32 protein-coding genes are annotated in these 24,630 nt (G+C 69.4%); 14 read left to right on the forward strand and 18 right to left on the reverse strand.

What is annotated here, in order from left to right; all coding sequences use genetic code 11:
- Positions 1 to 7: 7 nt before the first annotated feature.
- The 4 genes from pfdA to ACOZ32_RS03970 all read right to left on the reverse strand — a co-directional run bounded on the left by pfdA (position 8) and on the right by ACOZ32_RS03970 (position 1,713).
- Positions 8 to 472: a prefoldin subunit alpha gene (pfdA, locus tag ACOZ32_RS03955; RefSeq protein ID WP_205251264.1), complete on the reverse strand. Its 465-nt coding sequence runs from the start codon at positions 470 to 472 to the stop codon at positions 8 to 10.
- Between the two features lie 142 nt (positions 473 to 614).
- Positions 615 to 1,277 carry a translation initiation factor IF-6 gene (locus ACOZ32_RS03960; protein ID WP_010903842.1) on the reverse strand — a complete coding sequence of 221 codons (663 nt, stop codon included), beginning with the start codon at positions 1,275 to 1,277 and terminating at the stop codon, positions 615 to 617.
- Between the two features lie 5 nt (positions 1,278 to 1,282).
- Complete coding sequence (locus tag ACOZ32_RS03965) at positions 1,283 to 1,561, reverse strand: 50S ribosomal protein L31e (RefSeq protein WP_010903843.1); 279 nt, start codon at positions 1,559 to 1,561, stop codon at positions 1,283 to 1,285.
- Entirely contained in the window at positions 1,561 to 1,713 is a 153-nt protein-coding gene (locus ACOZ32_RS03970; RefSeq protein WP_010903844.1) for a 50S ribosomal protein L39e, read from the reverse strand. The genes ACOZ32_RS03965 and ACOZ32_RS03970 overlap by 1 nt, the downstream gene beginning before the upstream one ends.
- A gap of 135 nt (positions 1,714 to 1,848) precedes the next feature.
- On the opposite strand from ACOZ32_RS03970, the gene ACOZ32_RS03975 reads away from it, so the two are divergent.
- The 4 genes from ACOZ32_RS03975 to ACOZ32_RS03990 all read left to right on the forward strand — a co-directional run bounded on the left by ACOZ32_RS03975 (position 1,849) and on the right by ACOZ32_RS03990 (position 4,744).
- A complete protein-coding gene (locus ACOZ32_RS03975) occupies positions 1,849 to 2,640 on the forward strand; it encodes a tetratricopeptide repeat protein (RefSeq protein WP_010903845.1) in 792 nt (263 codons plus the stop codon).
- Entirely contained in the window at positions 2,637 to 2,945 is a 309-nt protein-coding gene (locus ACOZ32_RS03980) for a DUF424 domain-containing protein (protein ID WP_010903846.1), read from the forward strand. The genes ACOZ32_RS03975 and ACOZ32_RS03980 overlap by 4 nt, the downstream gene beginning before the upstream one ends.
- 69 nt (positions 2,946 to 3,014) lie before the next feature.
- Complete coding sequence (locus ACOZ32_RS03985) at positions 3,015 to 4,262, forward strand: aminotransferase class V-fold PLP-dependent enzyme (RefSeq protein WP_010903847.1); 1,248 nt, start codon at positions 3,015 to 3,017, stop codon at positions 4,260 to 4,262.
- Between the two features lie 53 nt (positions 4,263 to 4,315).
- On the forward strand, positions 4,316 to 4,744 hold the full coding sequence (locus ACOZ32_RS03990) for an iron-sulfur cluster assembly scaffold protein (RefSeq protein ID WP_010903848.1): 429 nt from the start codon (positions 4,316 to 4,318) through the stop codon (positions 4,742 to 4,744).
- 12 nt (positions 4,745 to 4,756) lie between these two features.
- On the opposite strand, the gene radA is transcribed toward ACOZ32_RS03990, so the two are convergent.
- Entirely contained in the window at positions 4,757 to 5,788 is a 1,032-nt protein-coding gene (gene radA / locus ACOZ32_RS03995; RefSeq protein ID WP_012289511.1) for a DNA repair and recombination protein RadA, read from the reverse strand.
- A 127-nt stretch (positions 5,789 to 5,915) separates the two neighbouring features.
- On the opposite strand from radA, the gene ACOZ32_RS04000 reads away from it, so the two are divergent.
- Both ACOZ32_RS04000 and ACOZ32_RS04005 read left to right on the forward strand, forming a co-directional pair.
- Positions 5,916 to 7,019 carry a 60S ribosomal export protein NMD3 gene (locus tag ACOZ32_RS04000; protein WP_010903850.1) on the forward strand — a complete coding sequence of 368 codons (1,104 nt, stop codon included), beginning with the start codon at positions 5,916 to 5,918 and terminating at the stop codon, positions 7,017 to 7,019.
- Positions 7,012 to 8,052, forward strand: coding sequence for a class I SAM-dependent methyltransferase (locus tag ACOZ32_RS04005; RefSeq protein ID WP_205251265.1), 1,041 nt, complete (start codon positions 7,012 to 7,014; stop codon positions 8,050 to 8,052). The genes ACOZ32_RS04000 and ACOZ32_RS04005 overlap by 8 nt, the downstream gene beginning before the upstream one ends.
- Here the strand turns inward: ACOZ32_RS04005 and ACOZ32_RS04010 are convergent.
- The gene (locus ACOZ32_RS04010; protein WP_049892570.1) at positions 8,049 to 8,285 is read right to left on the reverse strand and encodes a hypothetical protein; all 237 of its coding nucleotides are present in this window, start codon (positions 8,283 to 8,285) and stop codon (positions 8,049 to 8,051) included. The genes ACOZ32_RS04005 and ACOZ32_RS04010 overlap by 4 nt on opposite strands.
- A gap of 14 nt (positions 8,286 to 8,299) precedes the next feature.
- Between ACOZ32_RS04010 and ACOZ32_RS04015 the strand changes: the two genes are divergently transcribed.
- Positions 8,300 to 8,440 (forward strand): hypothetical protein, encoded by a 141-nt coding sequence (locus ACOZ32_RS04015; RefSeq protein WP_157849924.1) that lies wholly within the window; start codon positions 8,300 to 8,302, stop codon positions 8,438 to 8,440.
- On the opposite strand, the gene ACOZ32_RS04020 is transcribed toward ACOZ32_RS04015, so the two are convergent.
- From ACOZ32_RS04020 to ACOZ32_RS04050, 7 genes are all read right to left on the reverse strand, one after another.
- Positions 8,441 to 10,234, reverse strand: a complete 1,794-nt coding sequence (locus tag ACOZ32_RS04020) for a helicase C-terminal domain-containing protein (RefSeq protein WP_205251266.1) — start codon at positions 10,232 to 10,234, stop codon at positions 8,441 to 8,443.
- Between the two features lie 31 nt (positions 10,235 to 10,265).
- Complete coding sequence (locus tag ACOZ32_RS04025) at positions 10,266 to 10,466, reverse strand: DUF7561 family protein (protein ID WP_136360931.1); 201 nt, start codon at positions 10,464 to 10,466, stop codon at positions 10,266 to 10,268.
- Between the two features lie 42 nt (positions 10,467 to 10,508).
- On the reverse strand, positions 10,509 to 11,627 hold the full coding sequence (locus tag ACOZ32_RS04030; protein ID WP_205251267.1) for a phosphate uptake regulator PhoU: 1,119 nt from the start codon (positions 11,625 to 11,627) through the stop codon (positions 10,509 to 10,511).
- Positions 11,628 to 11,712: 85 nt separating this feature from the next.
- Positions 11,713 to 12,750 (reverse strand): phosphate ABC transporter ATP-binding protein PstB, encoded by a 1,038-nt coding sequence (pstB, locus tag ACOZ32_RS04035; protein ID WP_424334956.1) that lies wholly within the window; start codon positions 12,748 to 12,750, stop codon positions 11,713 to 11,715.
- Positions 12,743 to 14,347, reverse strand: a complete 1,605-nt coding sequence (pstA, locus tag ACOZ32_RS04040) for a phosphate ABC transporter permease PstA (RefSeq protein WP_010903856.1) — start codon at positions 14,345 to 14,347, stop codon at positions 12,743 to 12,745. Before pstA ends, pstB begins: the two co-directional genes overlap by 8 nt.
- Complete coding sequence (gene pstC / locus ACOZ32_RS04045) at positions 14,347 to 15,462, reverse strand: phosphate ABC transporter permease subunit PstC (RefSeq protein ID WP_010903857.1); 1,116 nt, start codon at positions 15,460 to 15,462, stop codon at positions 14,347 to 14,349. Before pstC ends, pstA begins: the two co-directional genes overlap by 1 nt.
- Before the next feature lie 43 nt (positions 15,463 to 15,505).
- Positions 15,506 to 16,645, reverse strand: coding sequence for a PstS family phosphate ABC transporter substrate-binding protein (locus tag ACOZ32_RS04050; protein WP_205251269.1), 1,140 nt, complete (start codon positions 16,643 to 16,645; stop codon positions 15,506 to 15,508).
- A 154-nt stretch (positions 16,646 to 16,799) separates the two neighbouring features.
- On the opposite strand from ACOZ32_RS04050, the gene ACOZ32_RS04055 reads away from it, so the two are divergent.
- Together ACOZ32_RS04055 and ACOZ32_RS04060 are read left to right on the forward strand one after the other, a co-directional pair.
- A complete protein-coding gene (locus ACOZ32_RS04055) occupies positions 16,800 to 17,702 on the forward strand; it encodes an NAD(P)H-binding protein (protein WP_424334957.1) in 903 nt (300 codons plus the stop codon).
- Positions 17,695 to 18,444 carry a DUF7530 family protein gene (locus tag ACOZ32_RS04060; RefSeq protein WP_010903860.1) on the forward strand — a complete coding sequence of 250 codons (750 nt, stop codon included), beginning with the start codon at positions 17,695 to 17,697 and terminating at the stop codon, positions 18,442 to 18,444. Before ACOZ32_RS04055 ends, ACOZ32_RS04060 begins: the two co-directional genes overlap by 8 nt.
- Here ACOZ32_RS04060 and ACOZ32_RS04065 read toward each other — a convergent pair.
- Both ACOZ32_RS04065 and ACOZ32_RS04070 read right to left on the reverse strand, forming a co-directional pair.
- On the reverse strand, positions 18,441 to 18,611 hold the full coding sequence (locus ACOZ32_RS04065; RefSeq protein WP_012289514.1) for a DUF5786 family protein: 171 nt from the start codon (positions 18,609 to 18,611) through the stop codon (positions 18,441 to 18,443). The two genes, ACOZ32_RS04060 and ACOZ32_RS04065, sit on opposite strands and share 4 nt — an antisense overlap.
- 74 nt (positions 18,612 to 18,685) lie before the next feature.
- Positions 18,686 to 18,967, reverse strand: a complete 282-nt coding sequence (locus tag ACOZ32_RS04070) for a DUF5789 family protein (protein ID WP_070807660.1) — start codon at positions 18,965 to 18,967, stop codon at positions 18,686 to 18,688.
- Positions 18,968 to 19,077: 110 nt separating this feature from the next.
- Here ACOZ32_RS04070 and ACOZ32_RS04075 point away from each other — a divergent pair, with 110 nt between their 5' ends.
- Together ACOZ32_RS04075 and ACOZ32_RS04080 are read left to right on the forward strand one after the other, a co-directional pair.
- Complete coding sequence (locus tag ACOZ32_RS04075; RefSeq protein WP_010903861.1) at positions 19,078 to 19,881, forward strand: PHP domain-containing protein; 804 nt, start codon at positions 19,078 to 19,080, stop codon at positions 19,879 to 19,881.
- 59 nt (positions 19,882 to 19,940) lie between these two features.
- Positions 19,941 to 20,102 (forward strand): DUF6757 family protein, encoded by a 162-nt coding sequence (locus ACOZ32_RS04080; RefSeq protein ID WP_012289516.1) that lies wholly within the window; start codon positions 19,941 to 19,943, stop codon positions 20,100 to 20,102.
- Between the two features lie 7 nt (positions 20,103 to 20,109).
- Here the strand turns inward: ACOZ32_RS04080 and ACOZ32_RS04085 are convergent, their stop codons facing one another.
- Positions 20,110 to 20,430 carry a 4Fe-4S dicluster domain-containing protein gene (locus ACOZ32_RS04085; RefSeq protein WP_010903863.1) on the reverse strand — a complete coding sequence of 107 codons (321 nt, stop codon included), beginning with the start codon at positions 20,428 to 20,430 and terminating at the stop codon, positions 20,110 to 20,112.
- A gap of 91 nt (positions 20,431 to 20,521) precedes the next feature.
- Here ACOZ32_RS04085 and ACOZ32_RS04090 point away from each other — a divergent pair, with 91 nt between their 5' ends.
- Together ACOZ32_RS04090 and ACOZ32_RS04095 are read left to right on the forward strand one after the other, a co-directional pair.
- Positions 20,522 to 20,989: a cupin domain-containing protein gene (locus ACOZ32_RS04090; RefSeq protein WP_012289517.1), complete on the forward strand. Its 468-nt coding sequence runs from the start codon at positions 20,522 to 20,524 to the stop codon at positions 20,987 to 20,989.
- Between the two features lie 6 nt (positions 20,990 to 20,995).
- Complete coding sequence (locus ACOZ32_RS04095; RefSeq protein ID WP_205251270.1) at positions 20,996 to 21,376, forward strand: thiol-disulfide oxidoreductase DCC family protein; 381 nt, start codon at positions 20,996 to 20,998, stop codon at positions 21,374 to 21,376.
- 6 nt (positions 21,377 to 21,382) lie between these two features.
- Here the strand turns inward: ACOZ32_RS04095 and ACOZ32_RS04100 are convergent, their stop codons facing one another.
- Positions 21,383 to 22,546 carry an acyl-CoA dehydrogenase family protein gene (locus ACOZ32_RS04100; protein ID WP_012289518.1) on the reverse strand — a complete coding sequence of 388 codons (1,164 nt, stop codon included), beginning with the start codon at positions 22,544 to 22,546 and terminating at the stop codon, positions 21,383 to 21,385.
- Between the two features lie 36 nt (positions 22,547 to 22,582).
- The gene (locus ACOZ32_RS04105; protein WP_010903867.1) at positions 22,583 to 23,278 is read right to left on the reverse strand and encodes a type 1 glutamine amidotransferase; all 696 of its coding nucleotides are present in this window, start codon (positions 23,276 to 23,278) and stop codon (positions 22,583 to 22,585) included.
- Positions 23,279 to 23,363: 85 nt separating this feature from the next.
- On the opposite strand from ACOZ32_RS04105, the gene ACOZ32_RS04110 reads away from it, so the two are divergent.
- Positions 23,364 to 24,545: an HD domain-containing protein gene (locus ACOZ32_RS04110; RefSeq protein WP_010903868.1), complete on the forward strand. Its 1,182-nt coding sequence runs from the start codon at positions 23,364 to 23,366 to the stop codon at positions 24,543 to 24,545.
- Positions 24,546 to 24,630 lie beyond the last annotated feature (85 nt).

Below are 24,630 nucleotides of genomic sequence, written 5' to 3' on the forward strand. Positions count from 1 at the left end.
GCTGACCTTACTGCTCGCCGTCCTGGGGCTGCTGTTGGGCCTGCATCTGCTGTTGCATCATCTGCTGTTGGGCTTGCTGGGCCTGCTGTTCGAGCTGCTCGGCCTCCTCGCTGAGGTCATCGATCTCGGCCTGCACGTCGTCGATGCGGCCGTCGATGGTGGCCTTCTTCTCGTCGAGCACGCTCGCCGCGGCGTCGCTGTCCTGCTCCGCGGCGTACCCGCCGCCGAGGCTCACAACGACCTCGTCCATGTCCTTGACCTCGGCACGAACGTACGCGTCGCCGCCCAGCGGCACCTGCACGGTCGCGCCCGTCTCCAGCACGTCGAGGGCCTCTTTGGCCTCCTCGATCTCCGTTTGCTCCTGGCGCAGCGACGCCACGTCGGCTTCGAGCTCCTCGACCTCCTCCTCGATTGCTTGAATCTCCTGGGACAACTGCTGTAGCTGCTGTTGACCGCCGCCTCCAAGACTCATGTCACTCACTGCGGCAGCAAGGGGGAAGTATCTTCCCTTCCCAGCCACGCCGCTGAGCGAGCACCGCAGCCACGAAAAAGCCGTCAATCGGGCGTCTGGCCTCCCGCGTGGAGGACCGCACAGGTGGGCAACGAAGGCGTTCTTACTCGATGTAGCCGAGCGTGTCCTCGATCCGGCCGATCTCCGGCCCCGTCGTGTCGTCACCGACGAGGTAGCCGTCGTCGGCCGCCACGAGCCCGGAGCCGACCAGCGGCGCCCCGTAGTTCACGGTGCCGACGTCGGCGTACACGCCCAGCGTCTCCTCGATGCGCTCCAGCTCCGCGTCCGTCGCCTTCGGATGACAGAGCACGCCGTCAGTGGTCGCGACGGCGGCCGTGCCCACGGTGTCGACGCCCGCGAGCTGGCCCCGCGTCGCTGACACGTCGAGGGTCTCCTCGACGGCCGCGACGGCGTCGTCCGAGAGCCCGCTGTGGACGTACGCGCCGTCGTCGTTGGCGACAACGACGTTCCCGGCGGCGTTGACCGCGCCGGGAAGCTCGCCGACGGTGACGCCGGCGGCCTCGATGCGGTCGCGCTCCCGCTCCCGGATCCGGTTGCTCACAAGCAGCCCGCTGCTGTTCCCCGCTGCCAGCGACCCGACAGTCGAGGACCCGCCGACGGTGGTCTGTACGGCGGGCACACCCAGCTCGTCGGCGATCGAGTCGACGAAGTCGTCGTCGAGGTCCGGGCGAACGAGCACACAGCTCTCGGTGGCGCGAGCGAACACGCCGATATACGCGGACCCACGGAACGCAGCGCGTAGCAAGCTTGTCAGCCTTCGTAGTCGGCTTCCACGACTGTCTCGCCGTCCTCGGCGAAGCTCCCCGCGTGCACACGGAGCTTCCGGGGCGGGTTGTTGTTGCCCTCGCTCCAGACGGCGTCGTTGATCGAGGGGTCCAGGCGGACCGCGTCCTCGTCGACGGCGAACTGCTTTGCGAGGTGCTGGCGGATGATGTTCATCGCTTCGCCGGCGCGCTCGTGACTCGGCACCTTCGTCACGTCACGCAGCGGCACCGTTACGAAGCGGTCATCGAATTCGCTGGCGCTCATTATTCGTCGGTGTCGTTACGCCGCCAGTTGCGGCGCTTCGGGTTGCGCTGGACGTCTCGGTTCGTCTTCATCATGACCCACGCGGGGACGCGGCTGTTCTGGCGCTCCAGTTTGGCCAGCCGCTTTTTCGAGGCCTTCGACTTCTTACCCATAGTGGACGCGAGTACCACCGCCGTCGTTAAAACGTTGTTCTTCTGTCGGTGCGCTCGGCCGGCGTCGCGCAGGCGGCTCACACGCACGCGGCCGGGTGCGGAGGCCTTAACCCCGCGGCTCGCCAACCACGCCGTATGACAGACCGCAGCGAGGACGCCGACGGCGAGCCCGCGCCCGAAGACGCCGCCGGGCTCGACGACGACGCCCTCGATCACGAGTTCTCCGAGGGCGCGGGCTTCGACGACCCCTACGCGGGCTTCGACCTCGACCCGCCGGAACTGGACGTCGACCCCGACACGGTCGACCCCGTGGACAGCCGCGTGGTCGCGGACACCCTCGACGAGCGCACCCTCGACAACGACGCCGTCGACGCCGACGAACTCATCGACGTCGGGTTGAGCTACATGGGCATCAACCGCAACGAGCAGGCCGTCGACACCTTCGAGCGCGCCGCCCAGTACACCGACGACGACAACCGCGAACAGGAGGCCTGGGTGAACAAGGGCATCGCGCACGGCGAGCTCGAGGAGTGGGACGCCGCCGTCGGCGCACACCGGGAGGCGCTGTTCGTCGCCGACGACGGGGACTTCGAGGCGGCCGCCCACACCAACCTGGCGTACGCGCTCTGGGAGTTCGGCGAGGACGAACAGGCCTACGAGCACGCCGAGGAGGCGGTCCGTGTGGACAAGCGCCTGCCACAGGCGTGGTACAACCTGGGGTTCATCGAGAACGAGCGCGACCGCCCCGAGCAGGCGCTCGACGCCCTGGACAACGCGATCCGCCTGGGCTTCCAGCAGGCCGACGTCTACGAGGAGAAAACCCGCGCGCTCGAGGCACTCGGCCGCGACGAGGAGGCCGCGAAGGTCGCCGAGCAGGCCGACGAGATCCGCAGCCAGCAGGAACGCGAACTCGTCGACGAGCGATGACCACTCCGTCGCCGTTGGTGATGCGGGAGCGACACACCGACCGGGGGCTGCTGGTTGCGGCCTGCGACCGTGACGTGCTCGGGGAGACCTACGACAACGGCGGCACCGAGTTCACCGTCACCGAGTCCTTCTACGACGGCGAGGCCGCCGACGCAGACGCCGTCCGGGCGGCGCTGGCTCGCGCCACCATCGGGAACGTGGTCGGTGACACCGCCGTCGGCATCGCCATCGACGCGGGACACGTCGAGGCTGCCAACGTGCTCGAACTGGAGGGCACGGTCCACGCCCAGTTCATGCAGTTCTGAGCACCCCAGTCGCGGCCGGATTTCGGCCCACCGAAGGACAGTAGTGGCCCGGCTCCCTACACCGTTTCAATGGAAGCCACCGAACAGGGCCCGATAGACGTCGAGGCCGTGCGCGCCGACTTCCCGATCCTCGAACGGGAGGTCGCGGGCGGCGAGGATCTCGTCTACCTCGACAACGCCGCCACCTCACACACCCCTGAGCCAGTCGTCGACGCCATCGCGGACTACTACCGGCGGTACAACTCGAACGTCCACCGCGGCCTCCACGAACTCAGCCAGGAGGCCTCCGTCGCCTACGAGGACGCCCACGACAAGCTCGCCGCGTTCGTCGGCGGCGAGGACCGCGAGGAGATGGTGTTCACCAAAAACACCACCGAAGCCGAGAACCTCGTGGCGTTCGCGTGGGGACTGAACGAGCTCGGCCCCGGCGACGAGGTCGTGCTCACGCAGATGGAACACCACGCCAGCCTCGTGACCTGGCAGCAGGTCGCCGATGAAACCGGCGCCGAGGTGAAATACATCCCCATCACCGACGACGGCCACCTCGACATGGACGCCGCCGCGGACATGATCACCGACGACACCGCCCTCGTGAACGCCGTCCACATCTCGAACACTCTGGGCACGGTCAATCCCGTGGGCGAGCTCGCGGACATCGCCCACGACCACGGCGCCTACATCTTCGTCGACGGCGCGCAGGCCGCGCCGACCCGCGCTGTCGACGTCCAGGAGATCGACGCCGACTTCTACGCGTTCTCCGGACACAAGATGCTCGGCCCGACGGGCATCGGCTGCCTCTACGGCAAGCGCCACCTGCTCGCGGAGATGGAGCCGTTCCTCTACGGCGGCGACATGATCGAGCGCGTCTCCTACGAGGACGCCACCTGGAACGACCCGCCCTGGAAGTTCGAAGCCGGGACCCCGGTCATCGCCCAGGGCATCGCGCTCGCCGAAGCCGTCGACTACCTCCAGGACATCGGCATGGACGCCATCCGAGCCCACGAGGAGGCGCTCACCGAGTACGCCTACGACCAGCTCACGATGACCGACGACGTCGACGTGTACGGCCCGCCGGGCGACGACCGCGGCGCGGTCGTGTCGTTCAACGTCGACGGCATCCACGCCCACGATCTGTCCTCGATCCTGAACGACTACGGCGTGGCGATCCGTGCCGGCGACCACTGCACGCAGCCGCTGCACGACACCCTCGGCGTCCCGGCGTCGGCCCGCGCGTCGTTCTACCTCTACAACACCCGCGACGAGGTCGACGCCCTGGTTGCGGCGGTCGACGAAGCCCGCCAGATCTTCGCGCCCTGATCGGTCAGCGCCACGGAACGTTTTTACGCCGTTCTGCCCTACCAGCAAGCAATATGAGCATGGGTTCGGACATGTACCGACAGCAGATCCTGGATCACTACCGCAACCCCCGCAACCAGGGCGAGCTCCCCGAGCCGTCGTTCACCCACGAAGGATACAACCCCTCGTGTGGGGACGAACTCGAATTCGACGTTGCCCTCGACGACGACGGCGAAACGATCGCTCACGTGGCGTTCCGCGGCGACGGCTGCGCGATCAGTCAGGCCTCCGCCAGCATGCTCTCGGAGGAACTCCCGGGCATGACGCTCGCGGAGGTCGACGCCCTCGACCGGGATGACATCTTGGACATGCTCGGCGTCGAGGTGACGCCGATGCGCATCAAGTGTGCGGTGCTCTCGGAGAAGGTCGTCCAGGACGGCGCGGAGATCTACACGGGCGACGGCGACGAGGCCGACCGGACGACCACCGAAGACGACGCCTGAGACCGCGGCCGCTTATTCGGGCTTCAGGCCCTCGTCCTGTACCCGCATCACGGCTTCGCCGTCCGCGAGGTTCGGCGCGTCGACGAGCTTCACGATGCGCTTGTCGTTTTTCGACTTCCGGAGATACATCCGGAACGTCGACTTGTGCCCGAGGATGTTGCCCCCGATGGGTTTCGTGGGGTCGCCGAAGAACGCGTCCGGGTTCGACTGCACCTGGTTGGTGACCAGCACCGCGGCGTTGTAGAGGTTCCCGACTTTTTCGAGGTCGTGGAGGTGTTTGTTGAGCTTCTGCTGTCGGTCCGCGAGCTCGCCGCGGCCGACGTACTCGGCGCGGAAATGCGCGGTCAGCGAGTCGACGGTGAGCATCCGCACCGGCCAGTCGCCGTCCTCGTGTTCGCTGGCGATCTCCTTGGCCTTCTCCGCCAGCAGCATCTGGTGGTTGGAGTTGAAGCCTTTCGCGACGTGGATCTTGTCCAGGAACGCGTCGACGAGCTCCGTGAGGGTGTCCTCGTCGTCGGTGCTGCCCTCGATCTCGTGGGCCTCCATCGCCGCTTGGAGTGTTTCGTCGGAGAGGCCACGCACCATGTCGTCGATGCGCTCGGGGCGGAAGGTGTCCTCGGAGTCGATGAACACCGCGCGGCCGTGGAGGCCGCCGTATTCGGTCGGGAGCTGGACGTTCACCGCGAGCTGGTGGGTGACCTGGGATTTCCCCGCGCCGAACTCGCCGTACACTTCGGTGATCGACTGGGTCTCGACGCCGCCCCCCAGGAGGTCGTCGACTTCGGGGATGTTCCAGGTGAGCTTCCCGATCTGCTCTCGGCGCTCCAAGACGGTCGCGCCGGTTTCGAAGCCGCCCACGTCGGCGGCCTCGCGTGCGGCCTGGATGACGTCCGCAGCGGTGCTTTCGCCGATGTCGGCGGTGTTCGAGAGTTCGGCGCTGTTCGCGACTGCGAGGCTCTGGAACGCGTCAAAGCCGTTGTCGCGGAGCTTCTCTGCGGTTGCCGGGCCGACGCCGGGCAGCTCTTCGAGATCGGATTCAGGCATGTATCTCCTGGTTGTGCCGCCCCACGCATAAAGTCTCGTATACAGCACACTGAAAGTGAAACTGGTCGCCGCACTCGGCCGCCGCCGTGACGGGGTACTTAACAGCCTGCGAGCGCTATCCCGGCCCATGACCGACGCAGGCAGCAGTTTCTGCCCCGAGTGCGGCGACCCCGTTGACTCGGTCGGCGGTGACGGGGCGACGCGCCGCGAGCAGTCGCTGTGCGACTCCTGCTACTTCGCGGCGTTCGATCTCGTGGACGCCCCCGACACCATCGAGGTGATGGTGTGTGCCCGCTGTGGGGCCGTCCACCGCGGGAACCGCTGGGTGGACATCGGCGCCGACGACTACGTCGACGTCGCCGTCGCGGAGACGACCGAGGCGCTCGGCGTCCATCTTGAGGCCGAGGACGTCGACTGGGAGGTCCGCCCGGAGAAACTCGACGACAACACCGTCCGGATGCACGCGACGTTCACCGGCGTCGTGCGGGACACCCACCGCACCGAGCAGGTCGCCGTCACGGTGAAAGTGAGCCGCCAGACCTGCCAGCGCTGCGGCCGCATCGCCGGGGAGTCCTATGCCTCGACGGTGCAGGTGCGGGCGGTCGGCCGGGACCCCACAAGCGAGGAGACCGACCGCGCCGCCGAGCTCGCCCACCGCATCGTCGCCGACATGGAGGCCACCGGCGACCGGGAGGCGTTCGTCACCGAGATCGGCGACGCCGAATCCGGCACCGACATCAAACTCTCCACGACCAAGATCGGGCTGAAACTCGCCCGCAAGCTCGTCGAGGAGTTCGGCGGCGACTTCGAGGACCACGAGACGCTCATCACCGAGGACGACGACGGCAACGAGGTCTACCGCGTCACCTACGCCGTCCGGCTGCCCGAGTTCGTTCCCGGGGATGTCGTGGACATCGCCGCCGACGACGGCGGCCCGGTGCTCGTGCAGTCCAACCACGGCAACCTCAAGGGCGTTCGCGTGACCACGGGCGAACCCTACGAGGCGAGCTTCGAGGACGGCGACAGCCCGGACGCCCGCAAACTGGGTGCCGTCGCGGACGCCACCGAGGCGACGGTCGTCACCGTCGAAGACGACGCGGCCATCCAGATCCTCGACCCCGACACCTACGAGGCCCAGACCGTGGCCCGCCCCGACTACGTCGACCCCGACGCGTCGACGGTCCCGGCGCTCAAATCCCGCGCGGGTCTCCACGTCCTCCCCGATGCGTAGCCTCGCCGTCGTCGTCCCGAAACCCGACAGCCAGCGCGCTATCGACGGGCTGGAGGACGAAGGCGTCTACGACGACCGCCGGAAAGTCCGAGAACACGACGCCGACCACGTCGAACTCCCGGTCACCGAGGAACCAGCCAGCATCGCCTTCGAGCGCGCCATCGCCCAAGCAGACCCCGATCCTCGCGCCCCCGACCTCGGCGACCGCCTGCGCGAGCGCGGCTGGTCGGCCGCCGAGCGCGAGCGCGCCCCCTCGTCGTGGGCGGTCCTCGGCAGCGTGATCCTGGCGGACTTCACCGACTGCCCCCGGCCCGGTGAGGTCGGGGCCGCGCTGCTGGAGCTCCACCGCGAAGCCGACACCGTCCTCGATCGCGGCGACGGCGTCGCCGGCGAACACCGGACCCCGGACGTCTCGGTCGTCGCCGGGGACGGCGACACCGAAACCGTCCACGTCGAGCACGGCACTCGGTACGCGCTGGATCTCGCTGCTATCATGTTCTCGCCGGGGAACAAGGCCGAACGCGCACGCATGGGCGACGCCACCGGCCCCGGCGAGCGCGTGCTGGACATGTTCGCGGGCGTCGGCTACTTCGCGCTCCCGATGGCCCGCGCCGGCGCGACCGTCACCGCCGTCGAGAAAAACCCCACCGCGTTCCGCTTCCTGGCGGAGAACGCCCAACTCAACGACGTCGCCGAGACGCTCGACACCATCCTCGGGGACTGCCGCGAGGTCGACGCGCCCGCCGACCGGATCGTCATGGGGTATTACGACGCGCTCGGCGGCGGTCCCGTCGGCGACGCCGCGTCCACCCCCGGCTATCTGGACGCGGCCCTCGACAACCTCGTTTCCGGCGGCGTCCTCCACGCCCACAGCGCGGTTCCGGAGGCGGAACTCTGGGAGCGCCCGCTCTCGCGGCTCCGCGCCGGCTGCCAGCGCGCCGGCCGCCCCGCCCCCACGGTGTTGGACACGCGGCGCGTCAAATCACACAGCGAAGGCGTCTTCCACGTCGTCATCGACGCCCGCGTTCCCTAGTCGCCGTCGTTTCTCGGAACCACACGCCCGTGGTACGCGAGGTGTGCGCCCGCCAGCAGCGACGCCACCCCGACCCCCCGCACCCGCCACGCCGTCGTCGGCCCGGGCGTGAACTCCGCGTCCAGGCCGACGTCGTAGGCCGTCGCCGCCCAGTCGAGCAGCCGGTTCGCGCCGAACAGGTGCAGCAACCCGGACGCGAGCAGTCCAACACCGAGCAGTCGTGTTCGGAGCACACCGCCGCGTTCACGTGGCTCCGACGAAAGCCCACCGGTACGCCTACCCGTCGCCGGCAACAGGTGTGTGCATGGACCGCAACCAGTACCGCGCGATCGTCCTCACGATCCTGCTGCTCGGGTCGTCGGTCGCGTACGCCGTCTCGCTGCTCTGATCACTCGGTGTTCCAGACGTCCGCGACCGGCGACCCCTCGCTGTCCCGGTCGTCGCGGCTCGCCGTCCGATCGGGCTGTGTCTCGCCGGTCGACCCGCGGCCACCGGTGTCCGTTGAACGGGTGGCGGCCTCGACCTGCTCGACGCCGGCAGTCGTCTCCCCCAGCGCGGCCGCCGGGTCCGGCTCGGCGAGGTCGGGCGTCGTCATCGCGTCCACCTGCGCCGCGAACCACGGCGGCATGTCCCCACGGGCGCGCTCGAAGACGTCCAGAACGCTCGAATCCGCGATGTAGGTCGCGCCGTAGTCGTCGGGCGCACGCACCACCCGGCCGCAGGCCTGAATGATCGTCTGCAGCGCCGTCCGGTAGTACCACGCCCACTGGCCGTCCGCGAGACGGGCGGCCACCCGGGAGTCGTTCGTGTTCAGAAACGGCGCCTTGCACAGCACCTGCCAGCGCCCCAGGTCGTGGGCCAGATCCAGGGCTTCCTCCATTTTCACGGCGACGAACACCTCGGGGTCGTCGCTTGCCTTCCAGCGCTCCAGTTCGGCATCCCGGGTGTCGGCGTCGTGGGTGCGCACGCGGTCGCCGACACCGGCGTCCGCGAGACGCGCCGCCAGGTTCTCCGCGATGTCGTAGCTGTGGGCGTGAACGATGCCCTTCTCGTCGGGGTGGGTCGCCATCACGCGGACGACGGTGTCCGCCAGCTTCGGCAGCGTCTGCGCGCGGTTCTCGTAGGTCATCTTCCCCTGGGTCACGTCGTACAGCGGCCGGTTCGCCACGGGGAACGTGTGCTCGACGTCGACCAGCGCGACGGTCGACGGATCGAGGCCGACGCTCCGACAGAACGCCGCCTTGTTCAGGATCGTCGCCGACAGCAACGCGTGCTTGTTCGCGCGGTCCCAGACCGTGTGCGACAGATACCGCTCGGGGTCCATGGGTTTGATCGTAACTCCCTCCTCGTCGGCGTCGACAACCCACGTCGTCGCCGATTCGGGGTCCCGGTAGTCCTCGATGAACCAGTCCAACTCGGCGATGAGCTCCTGCAAGCGGTCCCGGCGCGCCACCGCCTCCGTGGTGAGCTCGTCCTGCCCGAGCAGCTCGTCTTTCACGCCCTCACAGACCCCCTGGAGGTGGTCGGCGAAATCAGCCGTCCGCTCGGGGTCGCCGTCGAGGCCGCTCGGAACCCGGACGTCCTCCCAGACGGGCACCCGCTGCTCGTCGAGGTCGATGGTCGCGTACATCTCCGCCCACTCGGCGAGCCCGTGGGCTTCGTCGATGACACACACGTCGCGCTTCCGGAACACCTCCGACCCGGCGGTGCGCATGAAGTACGCCAGCGTCATCGCGGCGAACGCCCGCGAGGACGCGATGGCGCGGTCCGCGAAGTACGGACACCGGTGTTTCACCGCGCAGTCGTAGCCGCGCTCGCGGGCGCACGGCGCGCGGTCCACGGGCGTCGCCTCCTCGCCGGGGAGGATGCACGTGTAGTTCGACTTCCCCCGGATGAGCTTGAACTCCTCCAGCAGGTCGTCGGCGGCCACGTCGTCGAGCTGGCTCACCTGCGGCGTGGTGTAGTAGGCCCCCACGGCGTCGCTGGGGTCGGCGTCGGCGGCCCGCCGCGCACACCCCATGATGGCCCGCGCGAGCAGGCTCTTGCCGCTGCCAGTGGGTGCCCGCACCAACACCACGTCGTTGCCGGCGTCGAACGCCGCCTGGATGTCCGCCAGCGCCTGCCGCTGGGCGCCCCGGAACTCCGGCGCGGGGAACTCTTCGACGACGCGACCCGGTTGCACGCACGACGCGAGGGCTGCCGCGCGGAAAACCTCATCCCTTCAGCGCCTCCACGTCCGCGGCCGTCGGCGCGTCGGGCAGCGCCTCGATACAGTCGAAACACAGGAAGTGCTCCGTGCCGTCGTCGAACTCCAGCGTCATGCCGCCCGTGCGGACCGGCTCGCTCGCCCAGATGTTCGCGATGCCGCCGGCCAGCCGCACGTCGTCGCCGCAGGCGTCACAGGCCTCGCTCATACGCTGCCTTCGCGTGCCGGAGGGATACCAGGTTCGCCGCCGCTACCGCTGTGCGCCCACGGCCATCCGGAGCGCGACCGCAGCGATGGCCGCACCGCAGTCCGCGGTCCCCACCAGCCCGTCAAGCGCTCGGACTGCCACAGCCGCCGTGCTCGGCGTTCGCATCGCGGCCGCGTCGTCGTCGAGCGCCGCGCGCTCCACGCAGTCGGCGACCCGGCGGACGCGCGCACACTGTCGGCGCGCGTCGTGCGCGCTCGGCACCCGGCTCGACCCGCCGACCGCCTCCACGAGCGCGTCCGTCGCAGCGTCCACGCTCGCACACGCGTCCTCGCTCACCCCACGGAGCACCCGCGCAACGTCGTCGTCCAGGCTCCCGGCGGCGCGCTCCCCGACCGCCGCAACGTCGCCCGCGCGAGCAGTGGCGCGCTCCAGCGCCCGCGCCGCCGCCACGCAGCCGGCCACCTGGGGCCGTGACACCGCAAGCGCGTCCAGCGTCGACCGCTGTGCCAGCCCGCGGTTCCCGTACCGCTCGATCAGCCGCACGGTCCGATCGGCCGTATGGCACCGGTCTTCCACGCGCTCGACCACGCCGCCGCCGGACGCCGTGACGGCGTCGATCGCGGCCTCGTGGGCCGCCAACGCGTTGAACCGCAGCCGCATGAGCGACCGCCGGATGGAGACGTCAGCCGCGTCAAACAGCCCCCGGACAGCCACGTGGTCGGCCGACGACGCAGCCACGTCAACCCCGGGGAGGGTGCGCGCCCGGTCGATCACTGCGTCCCGCTGGGCGGCTGTCGGGCCAGCAGTGCCACTCCCGTCGCCGTCACCACGGGCCGACTGCGGTGCCGACACCGCCACCTCCGCCGCCGGCGGCGGCGACGCCGCCACCCCACTCACGTCGATCTCCTCGAACCCGGCGACGTACGCGGCGTCCAACGCCTCCGCCGCCGCCCGTGGCGGAGCGTCCGACGGCACCGGCACACGGGTCGACGCCAGCGGGCTGTCGGCCGCCTCGCCCCACCGCACGACGAGCGAGCCGTCGCTGTGTGGGTAGAGATACGCCGTGTCGCCCGCGCTCACGCCGTGCTCGGTGGCCCACCACCCCGGCAGCGACACCGTGTACGTGCCGCCGCCAACCTGCTGGATCTTGCGCGTTTCCACGCGCTACACCCCCGACCGGACGCCGCGAGCGGTCGCCCTGTGGCCGCCCGGCTGCGGCCGCCAACTGAACCGATCCATCCGTCGACTACCCGAACTTCCCGGCGACGTAATCCTCGACGCGCTGGCTCTGGGGGTTCTGGAAGATCGCGTCGGTTGCGTCGTACTCCGCGAGCCGCCCGCCGGTGAGAAACACCGCCGTCTGGTCGCTGATGCGGGCGGCCTGCTGCATGTTGTGCGTGACCACCACGACGGTGTACTCCTCGGCGAGCTCCTCGATGAGGTCCTCGATCTTCGCCGTCGCCACCGGATCCAGGGCCGACGCCGGCTCGTCCATCAGGATCACGTCCGGATCGACGGCCAGACACCGCGCGATACAGAGGCGCTGCTGTTGGCCCCCGGACAGCCCCAACGCGTTGTCGCCCAGGCGGTCGTTGACCTCGTCCCACAGCGCCGCGCGCCGCAGCGCCCGCTCGACGAGGTCGCGCTCCGCGTCCCGGTCGTCGCGCCCGAGCAGCCGCGCAAGCAGCCCCGTTTCGAGGTCACCATGCTTCCGGGGCCCGTAGGAGATGTTGTCCCTGATCGACTTCGGGAACGGGTTGGGCTCCTGGAACACCATCCCCACCTGCCGGCGCAGCTCCACGAGGCTCACGCCGTCACCGTAGACGTCCCTGTCGTCGAGAGCCACCCTCCCTTCGACGCGCGCCCCCCTGATCCGGTCGTTCATGCGGTTCAAACACCGCAGGAACGTCGACTTCCCGCAGCCCGACGGCCCGATGAGCGCGGTCACGCTCTCGGCGGGGATGTCCAGGGAGACCGACTCCAACGCCCGCTCCTCGCCGTAGTACGTATCCAGGTCGGACACGCTGACCTTCGCGTCCCCGTCGAACTCGTAGTCGGTCCACGCGTCCTGCAACTGTTCGTCGCTCTCGCCGACCGTTCTGGCGACCGCCGGTTCGTCGCCGTCGACCTCACCGGGCCCGCCAGGCGGGCCCGCGATACCGCCCGTCTTCGACGAGACGGCGGCCGCGGCTGCGTCTGTGCTGCCCGCCGCCGCCGCGGTGGCGTCGTCGGCTCCCGAACGGTCGTCGCTGCGTCGTGGCTCCGATTGTGGTGTGTCACTCATGATGTAGCTTCCTCCTGAAGTACCGACGGCTGGCGATGCCGACCGCGTACAACCCGATCACTACCGCCAGCAAGACCAGTGCAGTCCCCCAGCCGAACGCCGCCGTGGTGAACTCGTCTTTGGGGAACACGCCCGCGGTGATCGTCGTGTACAGCTGGTAGGGGAGCGCGCTGGCGGGCGCCAACAGCGCGTCGTTGGTCACGAACGGCGGCTGGGCCGTCAGCGAGAAGCTGCCCAGCACGTCCGGCGTGTTCGACGGGTACGGTGCCCCACCGAACACCAACAACAGCGGCGCGGTCTCGCCCGCGATGCGCCCCACCCCGAGGATCACGCCCGTGATCGTGCCCGGCATCGCAGCCGGCACGACGACGCTCCGGATCGTCTGCCATTTCGTCACGCCCAGCGCGGCGCTGGCGTCGCGGTGCGCGTCGGGCACCGCCAGCAGCGCCTCCCGACAGGTCAGCAACACCAGCGGCAACAGCATACACCCCAACACCAGCTGGCCGACCAGGATCGAGTTCCCGCCGCTGAGCCGCGGCACCAGGAACGCCAACCCGAACAGGCCGAACACGATGCTGGGCGTGCTCCACAACCCGTTCGTGGCGACCTCGACGAGTTGCGTGAACCGACCGCGCTCGGCGTACTCGGTGAGGAACACCGCCGCCCCGATGCCCAACGGCACCGCGGCCACGATCGCACCGAACACCAGCCAGAGAGTGCCCACGAGCGCCGGGAACACCCCCGGAATGGTGACGTAGAGGCCGCCGGTCTGGTTGGTCACGAACGGCAGCGTCGGCCACGGCACGGCGGCGTCGACGAACGGCAGCCCGAGCGTGCCACCGGTCAGGCTCGCGCCCGTCAACACGGGCGTTATCCCCTTCGACACGACGAACCCGACGAGCAACACCAACACGGAAAGCGTCCCGACGACCACCGCACCGACCAGCGCGTACGCCCCCGCTTGCCGCCCCTCAGCGCCGAAGCCAGCGTGTGCGCTCGCGCCGCTCCACGCCGCCAGCAACGCACCGCCGACAGCCACCACCGGCACGATCTCCGTGCCCGGGAACACCGCCGACGACCACGCCGGTGCCCACGTCCAGCCACCACCGCCGCCGCTGGCCGCGATCGCACCGCCCCACCCCACGATCACGGCCGCGGCCGGCAGCGTCGCACCGGCGTCCTCGCGGGGCAACACGGTCGCCAGCGCCCCCGCCACGCCACCCACCACGGCGACGGGCAGCCACGCGTCCCCACCGCCGACGGCGACCGTCGTGGCGACCCCACCGCTGACCGCCCACAGCATGCCGACGACACAGCCGGCGGCCAGACTGGTCGCACGGGAGGGCGTGGTTTCGATGTATTCGAGCCGCGACCCGGCGCCCAACACCGCGATCCCGCAGCCAGCGACGGCCAGCCCGCCGCCCAACAGCGTGGCGACCGGGATCCCGACCACAGCCCCGCCGGGCGCAACCCACTGCATGAGACACGCCACGGCCAGGACGACGGTCGCAGCCGTCACCCCGAGCACGGTGCGCGAGGTGACCGCACCCACCACCGACTCTCCGGTGGCCAGTTGGGTCTTCGTCGCGGTCCCCATCAGGTCTCACCCCCGAGCTTGCGGTGCATCCGCCACTCGACGTACTGTGACCCGACGCTCAACGCCATCACGGTCACGAACAACACGACGCCACCGGCGAACAGCGCACTCATGTGGACGCCGCTGGCGTTCCCCCCCTCGAAGGCGATGACCGTCGTCAGCGTCTCCCCGTACTGTGAGAACACGTCGAACACCGGCGACGGGAACCCCTTCGTGTGCGTGAGCATCACCGTCGCCGCCATCGTCTCCCCCATGGCACGTCCGACACCCAACAGCACGCCCGCGGACACCCCCGACAACCCCGCCGGCAGTGTCACGCTCTTGGTCGTCTGCCACGGCGTCGACCCCATCGCCAGCGCCCCGCTTTTGACCGACTCCGGGACCGCAGCCAGCGCGTCCTCGGAGATGGTGACGACCGTCGGCAACGCCATCACGCCGATCATCGCGCCCGCGGCGAGATACGACCCGATCGTCGGCGTGCGGAACTCCGCGTAGAAATACTGGTTCAACACCGTCAACCCGATGAACCCGTACGTGATCGACGGGATCCCCGCCATCAACTCGATCCCGGGCTTCACCACGTCACGCACCCGCGGGGGCGCGATCTCGCTGATGAACACTGCGCCCGCGATCCCGACGGGTGTCGCGATCACCGTCGCGATGCACGTCGTGATCGCGGTCCCGACGAGCATCGGCGCAAGCGAGTACACGCCGCCGTCGCGGGCCGCCCACAGCGGGTCCGCGGTGCGCCCCAGCAACCCAACGCCCATGTGCTCGACGGCCGGCACCGACCGCACGAGTAAGAACGCAACGATCAACGCCAACACGCCGACGGTTCCGACCGTCATCAGAAACGTCACCGCCTTGCCGGTGGCGGCCTGCTCGCGTCGCCACCCCACGACTGTCGTCGCCAGGAACACGCCCGCCGGGAAGACGGTCCACTGCGATCCCACCAGGAACGCCACGAACGCCGCCCCCAGCGACCCGCAGATCACGGCCTGCACGGCAACGGCCGTGTCACCGGTCCGGGAGCGGTACTCGCGCGCCGACCGCGCCACACCCACAACCGGATCCGTGACGCGGGCCGCCACGGTCCGCTTGACGCGCCGCATCATGGCTGGCGCCTCCGAGCCGCCGTGCCGTGCCGGCCGCTCCGGTTCACGTCTGGTAGTTCGACGCCGCGACCTTCTCGCGCTCCGTCGACAGCCGGGACTCGGGCAACGCGAAGTAGTCGTTGCTCGTCACGAACTTCTCCTGGCCGAACTCGCTCAACAGGAAGTTGATGAACGCGGCCTCCTTCCGCGAGGTGTCCTGCCACGTGTACGCGTGGAGGTCACGCGACAACGGGTACTCCTCGGCGCCCAGGTTCTCCCCGTAGGCGTACGTCGTCCCGTCGATCTCCAGGTCAAGCGGCGGGGTGTCGCCGTCCGGCTGCACGAACGCCAACGCGATGTACCCGATGGCGTTGTCCGCCTGCCCGATGGCCTGCTGGAGTTGCTGGTTCTGGCCGTAGCGCTGGTCGGGACTGATCGCCGCCTCGGGATCGCCGAAGACGTTCGCCCGGAACGACGTGTCCGTGCCCGACCCCTGGGCGCGCCCCAGCGCCAGGATGTCGCGGTCCGGGCCGCCCAGCTCCGACCAGTTCGTGATCTCCTGGCGGTAGATCCCGCGCAACTCCTCGATGGTGATGGTTTCGACGCCGCTGTCAACGACCTCACGGCTGGCAACGATCGGCTGCCCGTCGACGCCCACGACGTGGTCGACGAACCCATCCAGGGTGTCGCTGTCCGCGTCCGGCAGCTCGTCGGCGGCGGACGCCGACGCGTCACCGATATCGACGCGGTCCTCCATGACGCCCTCGATGCCGGTGCCGGAGTGGCTCAACGCGATGCTCACCCGGAACGGCGGGCTCGACCGTTCCCCACCGGCCTCGTAGCCGTACTCCGACGCGAAATAATCAGCGAGCCGCATCTCCGTGTCGTACTCGCTGGCCCACTCCTCGGGCCAGTAATCCTCGTCGCCGGCCTCGGGGTTCGAGTTCCAGTAGCTCGATCCCTCGTTAGTGATCGGGAATACCGTCGAGGAGCCGTCACCGGTCAACACGCTGGTGTCGAGCTGGCTGGACTGGCTTGCCGTCTCGTCGCCGTCCTGGCTGGCCGCCTCCGTGCCGTCGCCCCCGCTGCCGTCGGTGCTGTTGGCGCAGCCGGCAAGCGCCGCGACACCCGCAGTACCGGTTGCGGCCACGAACGCTCGCCGAGACACTGGTCCGCTGGCCCCGTCGTCTGGGTCTGAGTGCATCGCTTGGAATGCCACCCGGAACCAGTAAACCCGTTTATAATATGGCTACGTGGTGGCTGCCATCCCTCCATAGGACTGTGTGTGCTATATATCACTGGTGAGACCACCAGTCAGCCGGCTGAACACTTAACCAGGTGACGCCCCAATCGAACCTATGGGAGTTCTTGTCACGGCAGCGACCGGGTTCATCGGCGGCCGCCTCACCCCGGCACTGGCCGGTGCCGGCTACGACATCCGGGCGCTCGTCCGCGACGCCGACGGCTACGACCCCGACACCAGCGTCGACGTGGCCGAGGGCGACCTGCTCGACCCCGCGTCGCTGGCGGGCGTCTTCGACGGCATCGACACCGCCTACTATCTCGTGCATTCGATGCGCGCCGGCGACGACTTCGCGGAGCGCGACCGCCGCGCCGCCCGCAACTTCGCCGCCGCCGCCGACGCCGCGGGGGTCGACCGCGTGATCTACCTCGGCGGCCTCGGCGAGGAGGGCACCGACCTCTCGGATCACCTCGAATCACGCCGCGAAGTCGAAGCCGTGCTCGCCGGTGCGGCCTTCGACCTCACGACGCTTCGCGCAGCCGTCGTCGTGGGTGCGGGCAGCGCTAGCTTCGAGTTGGTGTTCCAGCTCGTCGACCGCCTCCCCGTGATGATCACGCCCAAGTGGGTGCAGACGCCCTGCCAGCCCATCGCCGTCGCGGACGTGATCGCGTACCTGCGTGGCGTGCTCGAAACGCCGGCGACCGCCGGCAACACGTACGAGATCGGCGGCCCCGACGTGCTCTCGTACAAGTCGATGCTCGAACGAACCGCCACACTTGCGGGGCAGCGCCTCTTGCTCGTTCCCGTGCCAGTGTTGACGCCGACGCTCTCGACGTACTGGGTTGACCTCGTGACCGACGTGCCCCGGAGCGTCGCCCATCCCCTGATCCACGGCCTCAAACATCCGGTCGTGGTCACCGACGACCGCATCCAGGACCTCGTCGACGTGTCGCTGACGCCGTTCGACGACGCCGCCGCGAACGCGCTGCGCGAGCGCGGGGTGGCCGCCGATGAGTGACTCCCGCGACCCCCCGCCCAGCGACTACCAGGAACCCACATCCACCGCCCACGCCGCCGGCGGCGTCTACGGCGAAACCTGGGTGTACGAGAGCATCGTCGGTGCCATCCCCGGGATCGACATCTCAGACCGGCTGGCGGTCCTCATCCAGTTCGTGCTGTTCGAAGTCGGCGTCCTCGTGACCGCCGCCGTCTACGACCTCCCCGGCGCGATCCTCCCCGGCACGGCCGCCGTGCTGGTGGCGGCCGCCGGCAGCGCGTTCATGCTCGACATCGGTGCCCGCGCCCGCGGCCCGGGTGTCCCCGCCAGATACCGCCAACTGCTGTTCGCGTCCAGCATCGAAGTCGTCCTCGGCGTGGTGTCGTACGTGCTCCTCATGACGTACCTGTTCGTCTGGGACCCCCGCGACGGCGCGACGCTGGTCGCCGGCCTGCTCGGCGAGCAACCCCCAGTGATCCCGTCGGCACTCGCGTTGCTCGTGCTTTGGGACGTGTGTTACCGCATCGGGACCGGCTGGTGGGCCGCCGTCGTCGCGCTGTGGCGGTCGCTCACCCAATCCCTCCAGCCCGCCACCGCCTCCCGCATGGCCGGTGTGGACAAACGCACGCTCGGGTTCGGAACCGCCCAAGCGGTCCTGCTCCCGTTCGTCTGGGGGCATCCGCTGCTGGTCTTCGCCGTCGCCGGTCACGTCGTCGCGGTCATCGTCGTGACCACCGTCTCGCTGTCCGTCCTCAGGAACTAGTCGCTCATCGCTTTGAACTGCGCGAGCAACTCCTCGGTCGACTCGTCGGTGGTGAACTCCACGTCGCCGTCGTACGCCGCCCGCTCGTCGTCGTCCGCGGAGACGTCGACGCTATGTTTCGCCTCCCTGCGCTCGTGTTCCGCCTCGTCGTAGGCACCCATTGACATGGTAAATGTGTACACGGTAGTTCTTCGCTCTCACATTTCAAACTATCGGTCATTGCGGTGTGTTGTCACACTGCTCAAAACGAGACCGGATCGCTGCCCTCAACGCCCATCGGATCCGGGTCACGGTCGGTGTACCCGATCCTGCCGACCGCCGCCGCCGGCAGCGCCCCATACACCGCAAACGTCGCCTCGGTGGCGGACGCGAACTCGTCCACGCCGGTGCGCGCGATCACCGTCCTGAGATCCTCCCCGCCGGCGGACTCCAGTTCCACGTCCCCACACGCGGCCGCGATCGCCGACGCGCTGGCCGGATACTCCTGTGCGTGCAATACGTCCGCGGCCTGTTTGAACGTCATGATTGTACACGTCGGGCTCGCTCCACAAGAGTATTCTGGGTGGTCGATCATGAACGTTCGTCCGCTGCACCGACCACGACGTTTAGGTGCCGCGCCCACCGCCTATCCGTATGGTTCACGCGGATCTCCACGTCCACACCACCAACTCCGATGGCACACTCACCATCGACGCCGTCCCCGACGCCGCCCACGACGCGGGCGTCACCGCCGTCGCGATCACCGACCACGACCGCCTCCACCCCGCCCTCGACGCCCCGGTCACCGTCCGCGACGACATCACTGTCATCCACGGGATCGAACTCCGCGTCGACACCGGCCCCCAACGCGTCGACCTCCTCGGCTACGGCGTCCACGGCACCGACGCCCTCACCGCCGAATGCGACCGCATCCAGCGCGACCGCCGCGACCGCGGCCGCCGCATCATCGACCGCGTCGAAGCCAGACTCGGCGTCTCACTCCCGCTGGAACCGCGGCCCGGCCTCGGCCGCCCCCACATCGCGCGCGCCATCACCGCCCACCCCGACACCGACTACGACACCATGGACGCCGTCTTCGACAGCCTCATCGGCAACGACGGCCCCTGCTTTGTCGCCCGCGACGTCCCCGACTTCGAGACCGGCGTCGACCTCCTCACCGACGCCTGCGGCCTCGTCGGCCTCGCGCACCCGCTTCGATACGACGACCCACAGCACGCGCTTGCGCTCTGTGCGGCCCTCGACGCCGTCGAAGCCCACTACCCCTACGACCGCCCTGTCGGCACCGCCCCCGACGACGGCGCTGCACTCGTCGCCGACGCCATCGACACCCACGACCTCATCCCCACCGGCGGCACCGACGCCCACGACCACACGCTCGGCACCGCCGGCCTCGACCGCGACGCCTACGCCGCCGTCCGCACACGCCTCGCCGGCTAACACCCGCTAGTCGTGTCACTGTCGTGGGGTTCAGGTGGCTCCAGCCCCAACGATCCTTCATGCAGTGTCACTACTGCGACCGGGACGCCGACCTCACCGTCGAGAAAAGCGGCCTCAAAGTCGGCGTCTGCGAGCAGCACTTCCAACAGCGCCTGGAAGACATCTCCGACAGCGACGCGCTCCAGCAGCTCCGCGACCAACTCGAGATCGAGCGGTCGTAACCCCGCCCTAGGCGCGCCCGGCATCGACGTCGATCGCGTCCACCGGACACACGTCCACGCAGAGCATACAATCGATGCATTGCGTCTCGTTCGCCGGGTCGGCTTTCCGCTCGCTTTCGGGGTGGTCGGGCGTCTCCACCCATTCGAAGACGTCCACGGGGCAGTCCTCCAGGCACGCCCCGTCCGCCAGGCAGATGTCGAAGTCAACCGCCACGTGGGTGCCGTGCACCCCGAGCTTCTCGGGTTCCTCGACCGGCCCCCAGACGTCGTGTCCCTTGTGGGTGTCTACTTGCGCTCGGTTCTCCGTGAACTGCGGGTCGATTGCCATACCCACGCTGGGGCCGCAGCCGGTATGAATCCCTCGGGCGACACGCCACCGACCCCGCAGGCTTATGCGCGTGACACCCCCACTCCCGCGTATGCGGACAGTGCGCCTCGACGACCTCGACTCCCGGATGGGCCCGGCCGCCCGCAGCCTCCCGCTGACGGACGCGCTCGGCCTCTCGGACGCCGCGATGAACGTCTACGAGCTCGCGCCCGGCGACAGCTTCTCCTACGGCTTCCACGCCCACGCCGCCCAGGAAGAAGTGTTCTACGTGCTCGCCGGCACGGTCACGTTCCGCACGCTCGACGGCGACGTCGCCGTCTCCGCGGGCGAACTCGCGCGCTTCGGGCCCGGCGAATTCCAGCGCGGCGTCAACGAGGGCGACGAACGGGTGCGCGCGCTCGCCGTCGGCGCTCCACAGGACGCCGGCGACACGGAAACGCTCCGCGAGTGCCCCGACTGCGGGGGCGAAACCACCCAGGAAATCACGCTCGCGGACGCCCGCGACGAGATCCACACGGTCTGTGAGTCGTGTGGCACGATCACGGGGCGGTTCGACTAACCACCCATGGCACCGACACACGACCACCCACCGCGGCTGGTGTTCGACGACGACTGCGGGTTCTGCACGTGGTGCGCGAACGTCGCGTCCCGCCACGGCGACGTGGCCCTCGTCGGATTCACCGAGCTGTCCCCCGACCAGCGCGCGCGGCTGCCCGAGGACTACGAGAACTGCGCGCACCTGCTCACCGACGACGCCGTCTACTCCTGTGGGGAAGCCATCGAGCGCACGCTCGTCCACGACGTCCCGGCGCTCCAGCCGGTGTTCGGCGCGCTCGGCTCGGTGCCCGGGTACGCATCGCTTCGGGAACGCCTCTACCGAGCGGGCGCTGACCGCCGGGCGCTGCTCGGCAACATCGTGCGCGACGACCCGCCGGCGCGGGACTGATCGCGCCTACTGGTAGGCCTGCATGCCCGTGAGGTCCTCGCCGAGAATCAGCGTGTGGATGTCGTGGGTGCCCTCGTACGTGTAGACGGTCTCCATGTTCGCCATGTGGCGCATCGGCGGGTAATCCGTCGTGATGCCGTTCCCGCCCAGCATCTCGCGGGCGACACGCGCCTGATCGCGGGCCATCCGGACGTTGTTGCGCTTGGCCATCGAAACGTGCTGTGGCCGGAGGTCACCGCGCTCCTTGAGCCCGGCCAGCCGGTGGGCGAGCAACTGACTCGTGGTGATCTGTGTCGCCATCTCCGCGAGCTTGTCCTGTTGCATCTGGAACCCCCCGATGGGCTGGTCGAACTGCTCGCGGTCGGTGGCGTACTCCCGTGCGGTCTCGAAGCAGTTGCGGGCCGCACCCACCGCCCCCCACGCGATGCCGTAGCGGGCCTGCGTCAGACAGGACAACGGCCCCTTCATCCCCTCGACGCCGGGCAGCCGGCTCTCCGCCGGCACGCGGACGTTCCGGAGGCTGATCTCGCCGGTGATCGACGCGCGCAGCGAGAGCTTCTCGTCGATCTCGTTGGTGGTGACGCCGTCGCGGTCCGTCTCCACGAGGAACCCCCGGACCGGCGTGCCGTCCTCGCCGTGGTCCCTGGCCCACACGACCGCCACGTCCGCGATCGGCGAGTTCGTGATCCACGTCTTCGACCCGTTCAGGACGTACTCGTCGCCGTCCGGCTCCGCCGTTGTCTCCATCGCCGACGGGTTCGAGCCGTGTTCGGGCTCGGTCAACCCGAAACACCCCACCGCCTCCCCCGCACCCAGGGCCGGCAGCCATCGCTCCTTTTGGGCCTCGCTGCCGAACGCGTGAATCGGATACATCACGAGCGCCCCCTGGACGCTCGCCATCGACCGCAGCCCCGAATCACACGCCTCCAACTCCTGCATCAGGAGGCCGTAGGCCGTCTCCGACACGTTCGGCAGCCCGTAGCCGTCGAGGTTCGGCGCGTAAAACCCCATCTCGCCCATCTCCGGGATGAGCTCCGTCGGGAACGTCCCGTCCAAGTAGTGCTCGCCGATGTCGTCCTGCACGTGCTCGTCGACGAACTCCCGCGCCGTGTCCCGGATCAAGCGCTCCTCGCTGTCGAGGTCCGCCTCCAATCCCACGTAGTCGAGCATACGTGGTACTCAGACCCAATGCGTAAAAAAACCCTGCTAGTTTTCGGCTCCGCCGTCCGTGCCCCGCCCGAGCTGCCGTGTGAAGTTCTCGAACAGCCGCTTGGTCTCGCACGCCGCCGCGTACGCCTCCGGCGTGATCCCCGCCAGCACTGCGTCCCGGCGCGCCTCCGAGACGTCCTTCTCGGTGGCGATGCGCTCGGCGGTCTCCGTGTCGTACTCCGGGTGGAACTGCACGCCGACCGACTGCCCCACGCGAAACGCGTGGATGCCGTAGTCGTTCTCCGCCAGCAGCGTCGCCGCCGCCGGCAGCTCCGTGACCACGTCGCCGTGGGTGGTGAACGCGGTCATCGACTCCGGCAGCCCCTCGAAGAGCGGGTCGTCGGCGACGCGCTCGACGGTTCGGTACCCCAACTCGAACCCCGACATGTCCTCGACGGTCCCCCCAAGCGCCTCGGCGAGCACCTGATGCCCGAAACACACGCCCAACACCGGCACCCCCGCAGCGTGCACGTCCTCGACGTAGTCACACAGCGCCTCGATCCACGGCTCGTCCCAGTAGACCGACGACTTCGACCCGGTGACCACCACCCCATCGAACTCCGTGTGCCCCGGTACCCGCCCGCCCTTCGCGTGGAACTCCACCAGCTCAGCGTCCAACTCCCGGCGGAAGTTCCGCGCCGTCTCACCCGGCTCGTGTGCGGCGTTCACCAACGCAATGCGCGGCCGATCCATGCCCACAGCTATGCGGCGTCCACGCAAGCCCGTTTCGACACCGTGTCGAACCATCTTTGACGCCGCCCCACCACGCCCCGGACGAATGCGCGCCATCAAGGACAGCGTCCACGACTACATCGAAGCCGACGGCGTCGCGGCGGCGCTGCTCGACACCGAACCCGTCCAGCGGCTCCGCCACATCAAGCAACTCTCCACCATCCGCCTCGTCTACCCGTCGGCCAACCACACCCGCTTCGAGCACTCCCTGGGCGTCTACCACCTCGCCGACCGCGCGCTCGCCCACCTCGACATCTCCGGCACGCGCGCGGACACCGTCCGTGCCGCCGCCCTCCTCCACGACATCGGCCACGGCCCCTACGGCCACCAGACCGAGGGCATCATCCAGCGCCGCCTCGACCGCCACCACGACGACGTCGCCCACCTCGTCTCCAACGGCGAGCCCGGTGCCGTGCTCGCGGCCCACGGCCTCGACCCCGACCGAGTCGCCGCCCTCGTCGCCGGACACGGCAAACTCGGCCAACTCGTCGCCGGGGAACTCGACGTCGATCGCATGGACTACCTCGTGCGGGACGCCCACCACACCGGCGTCCCCTACGGCACCATCGATCACGGTCGGCTGCTGCGCGCGCTCACGTTCCGGGACGGCGACCTCGTGCTCGCCGAGGGCAACGTCGCCACCGCCGAGAGCGTGCTCGTCGGGCGCGCGCTCATGAACGCCACCGTCTACCGCCACCACGTCTCCCGCATCGCGGGCGCGATGCTCGACCGCGCGAGCGCCCGCCTGCTCGACACCACCGACCTCGACGCCGAGACGTTCGCGCGGTTCACCGACGCCGACCTCCTCGCCGTGCTCCGGGACTGCCCCGCAACCCAGGACGCCGCCCGCCGCATCCGCAACCGCGACCTCTACAAGCGCGCCGTCTGGACCGAACGCGACGCCGTCCCCGACGACGTTGCCACCGCCGACTACCGGACCGTCCGCGACCTCGAATCCCAGGTCGCCGACGCTGCCGGCGTCCCCGCCACCGCCGTCGTCATCGACACGCCCGGCGCGCCCTCGATGCCGGAGTCCTCGGTCCGGGTCACCGTCAACGGCGACACCCGCCGGCTCGACGAACAGAGCCCGCTCGTCGACGGCATGCTCGCCTCCCAGCGCGCCCAGTGGCGCTTCGGCGTCTACACCCCGGACGACCACGTCCCCGCGGTTGCGGCGGCCGCCGAACGCACGCTCGGGCTCGGCCCCATCGACGATCCGCCAGCGTAACCCACCCCCGACGGAACGCTTTTCCCCACCGCCCCCGTCGCCCCGAACATGGTGCCCGAACCCCAGATCCGATGCATGAGGCCCG

It is taken from the genome of Halobacterium sp. MBLA0001 (assembly GCF_049705385.1).
In the GTDB taxonomy this organism is placed as follows: Archaea; Halobacteriota; Halobacteria; order Halobacteriales; family Halobacteriaceae; genus Halobacterium; species Halobacterium salinarum.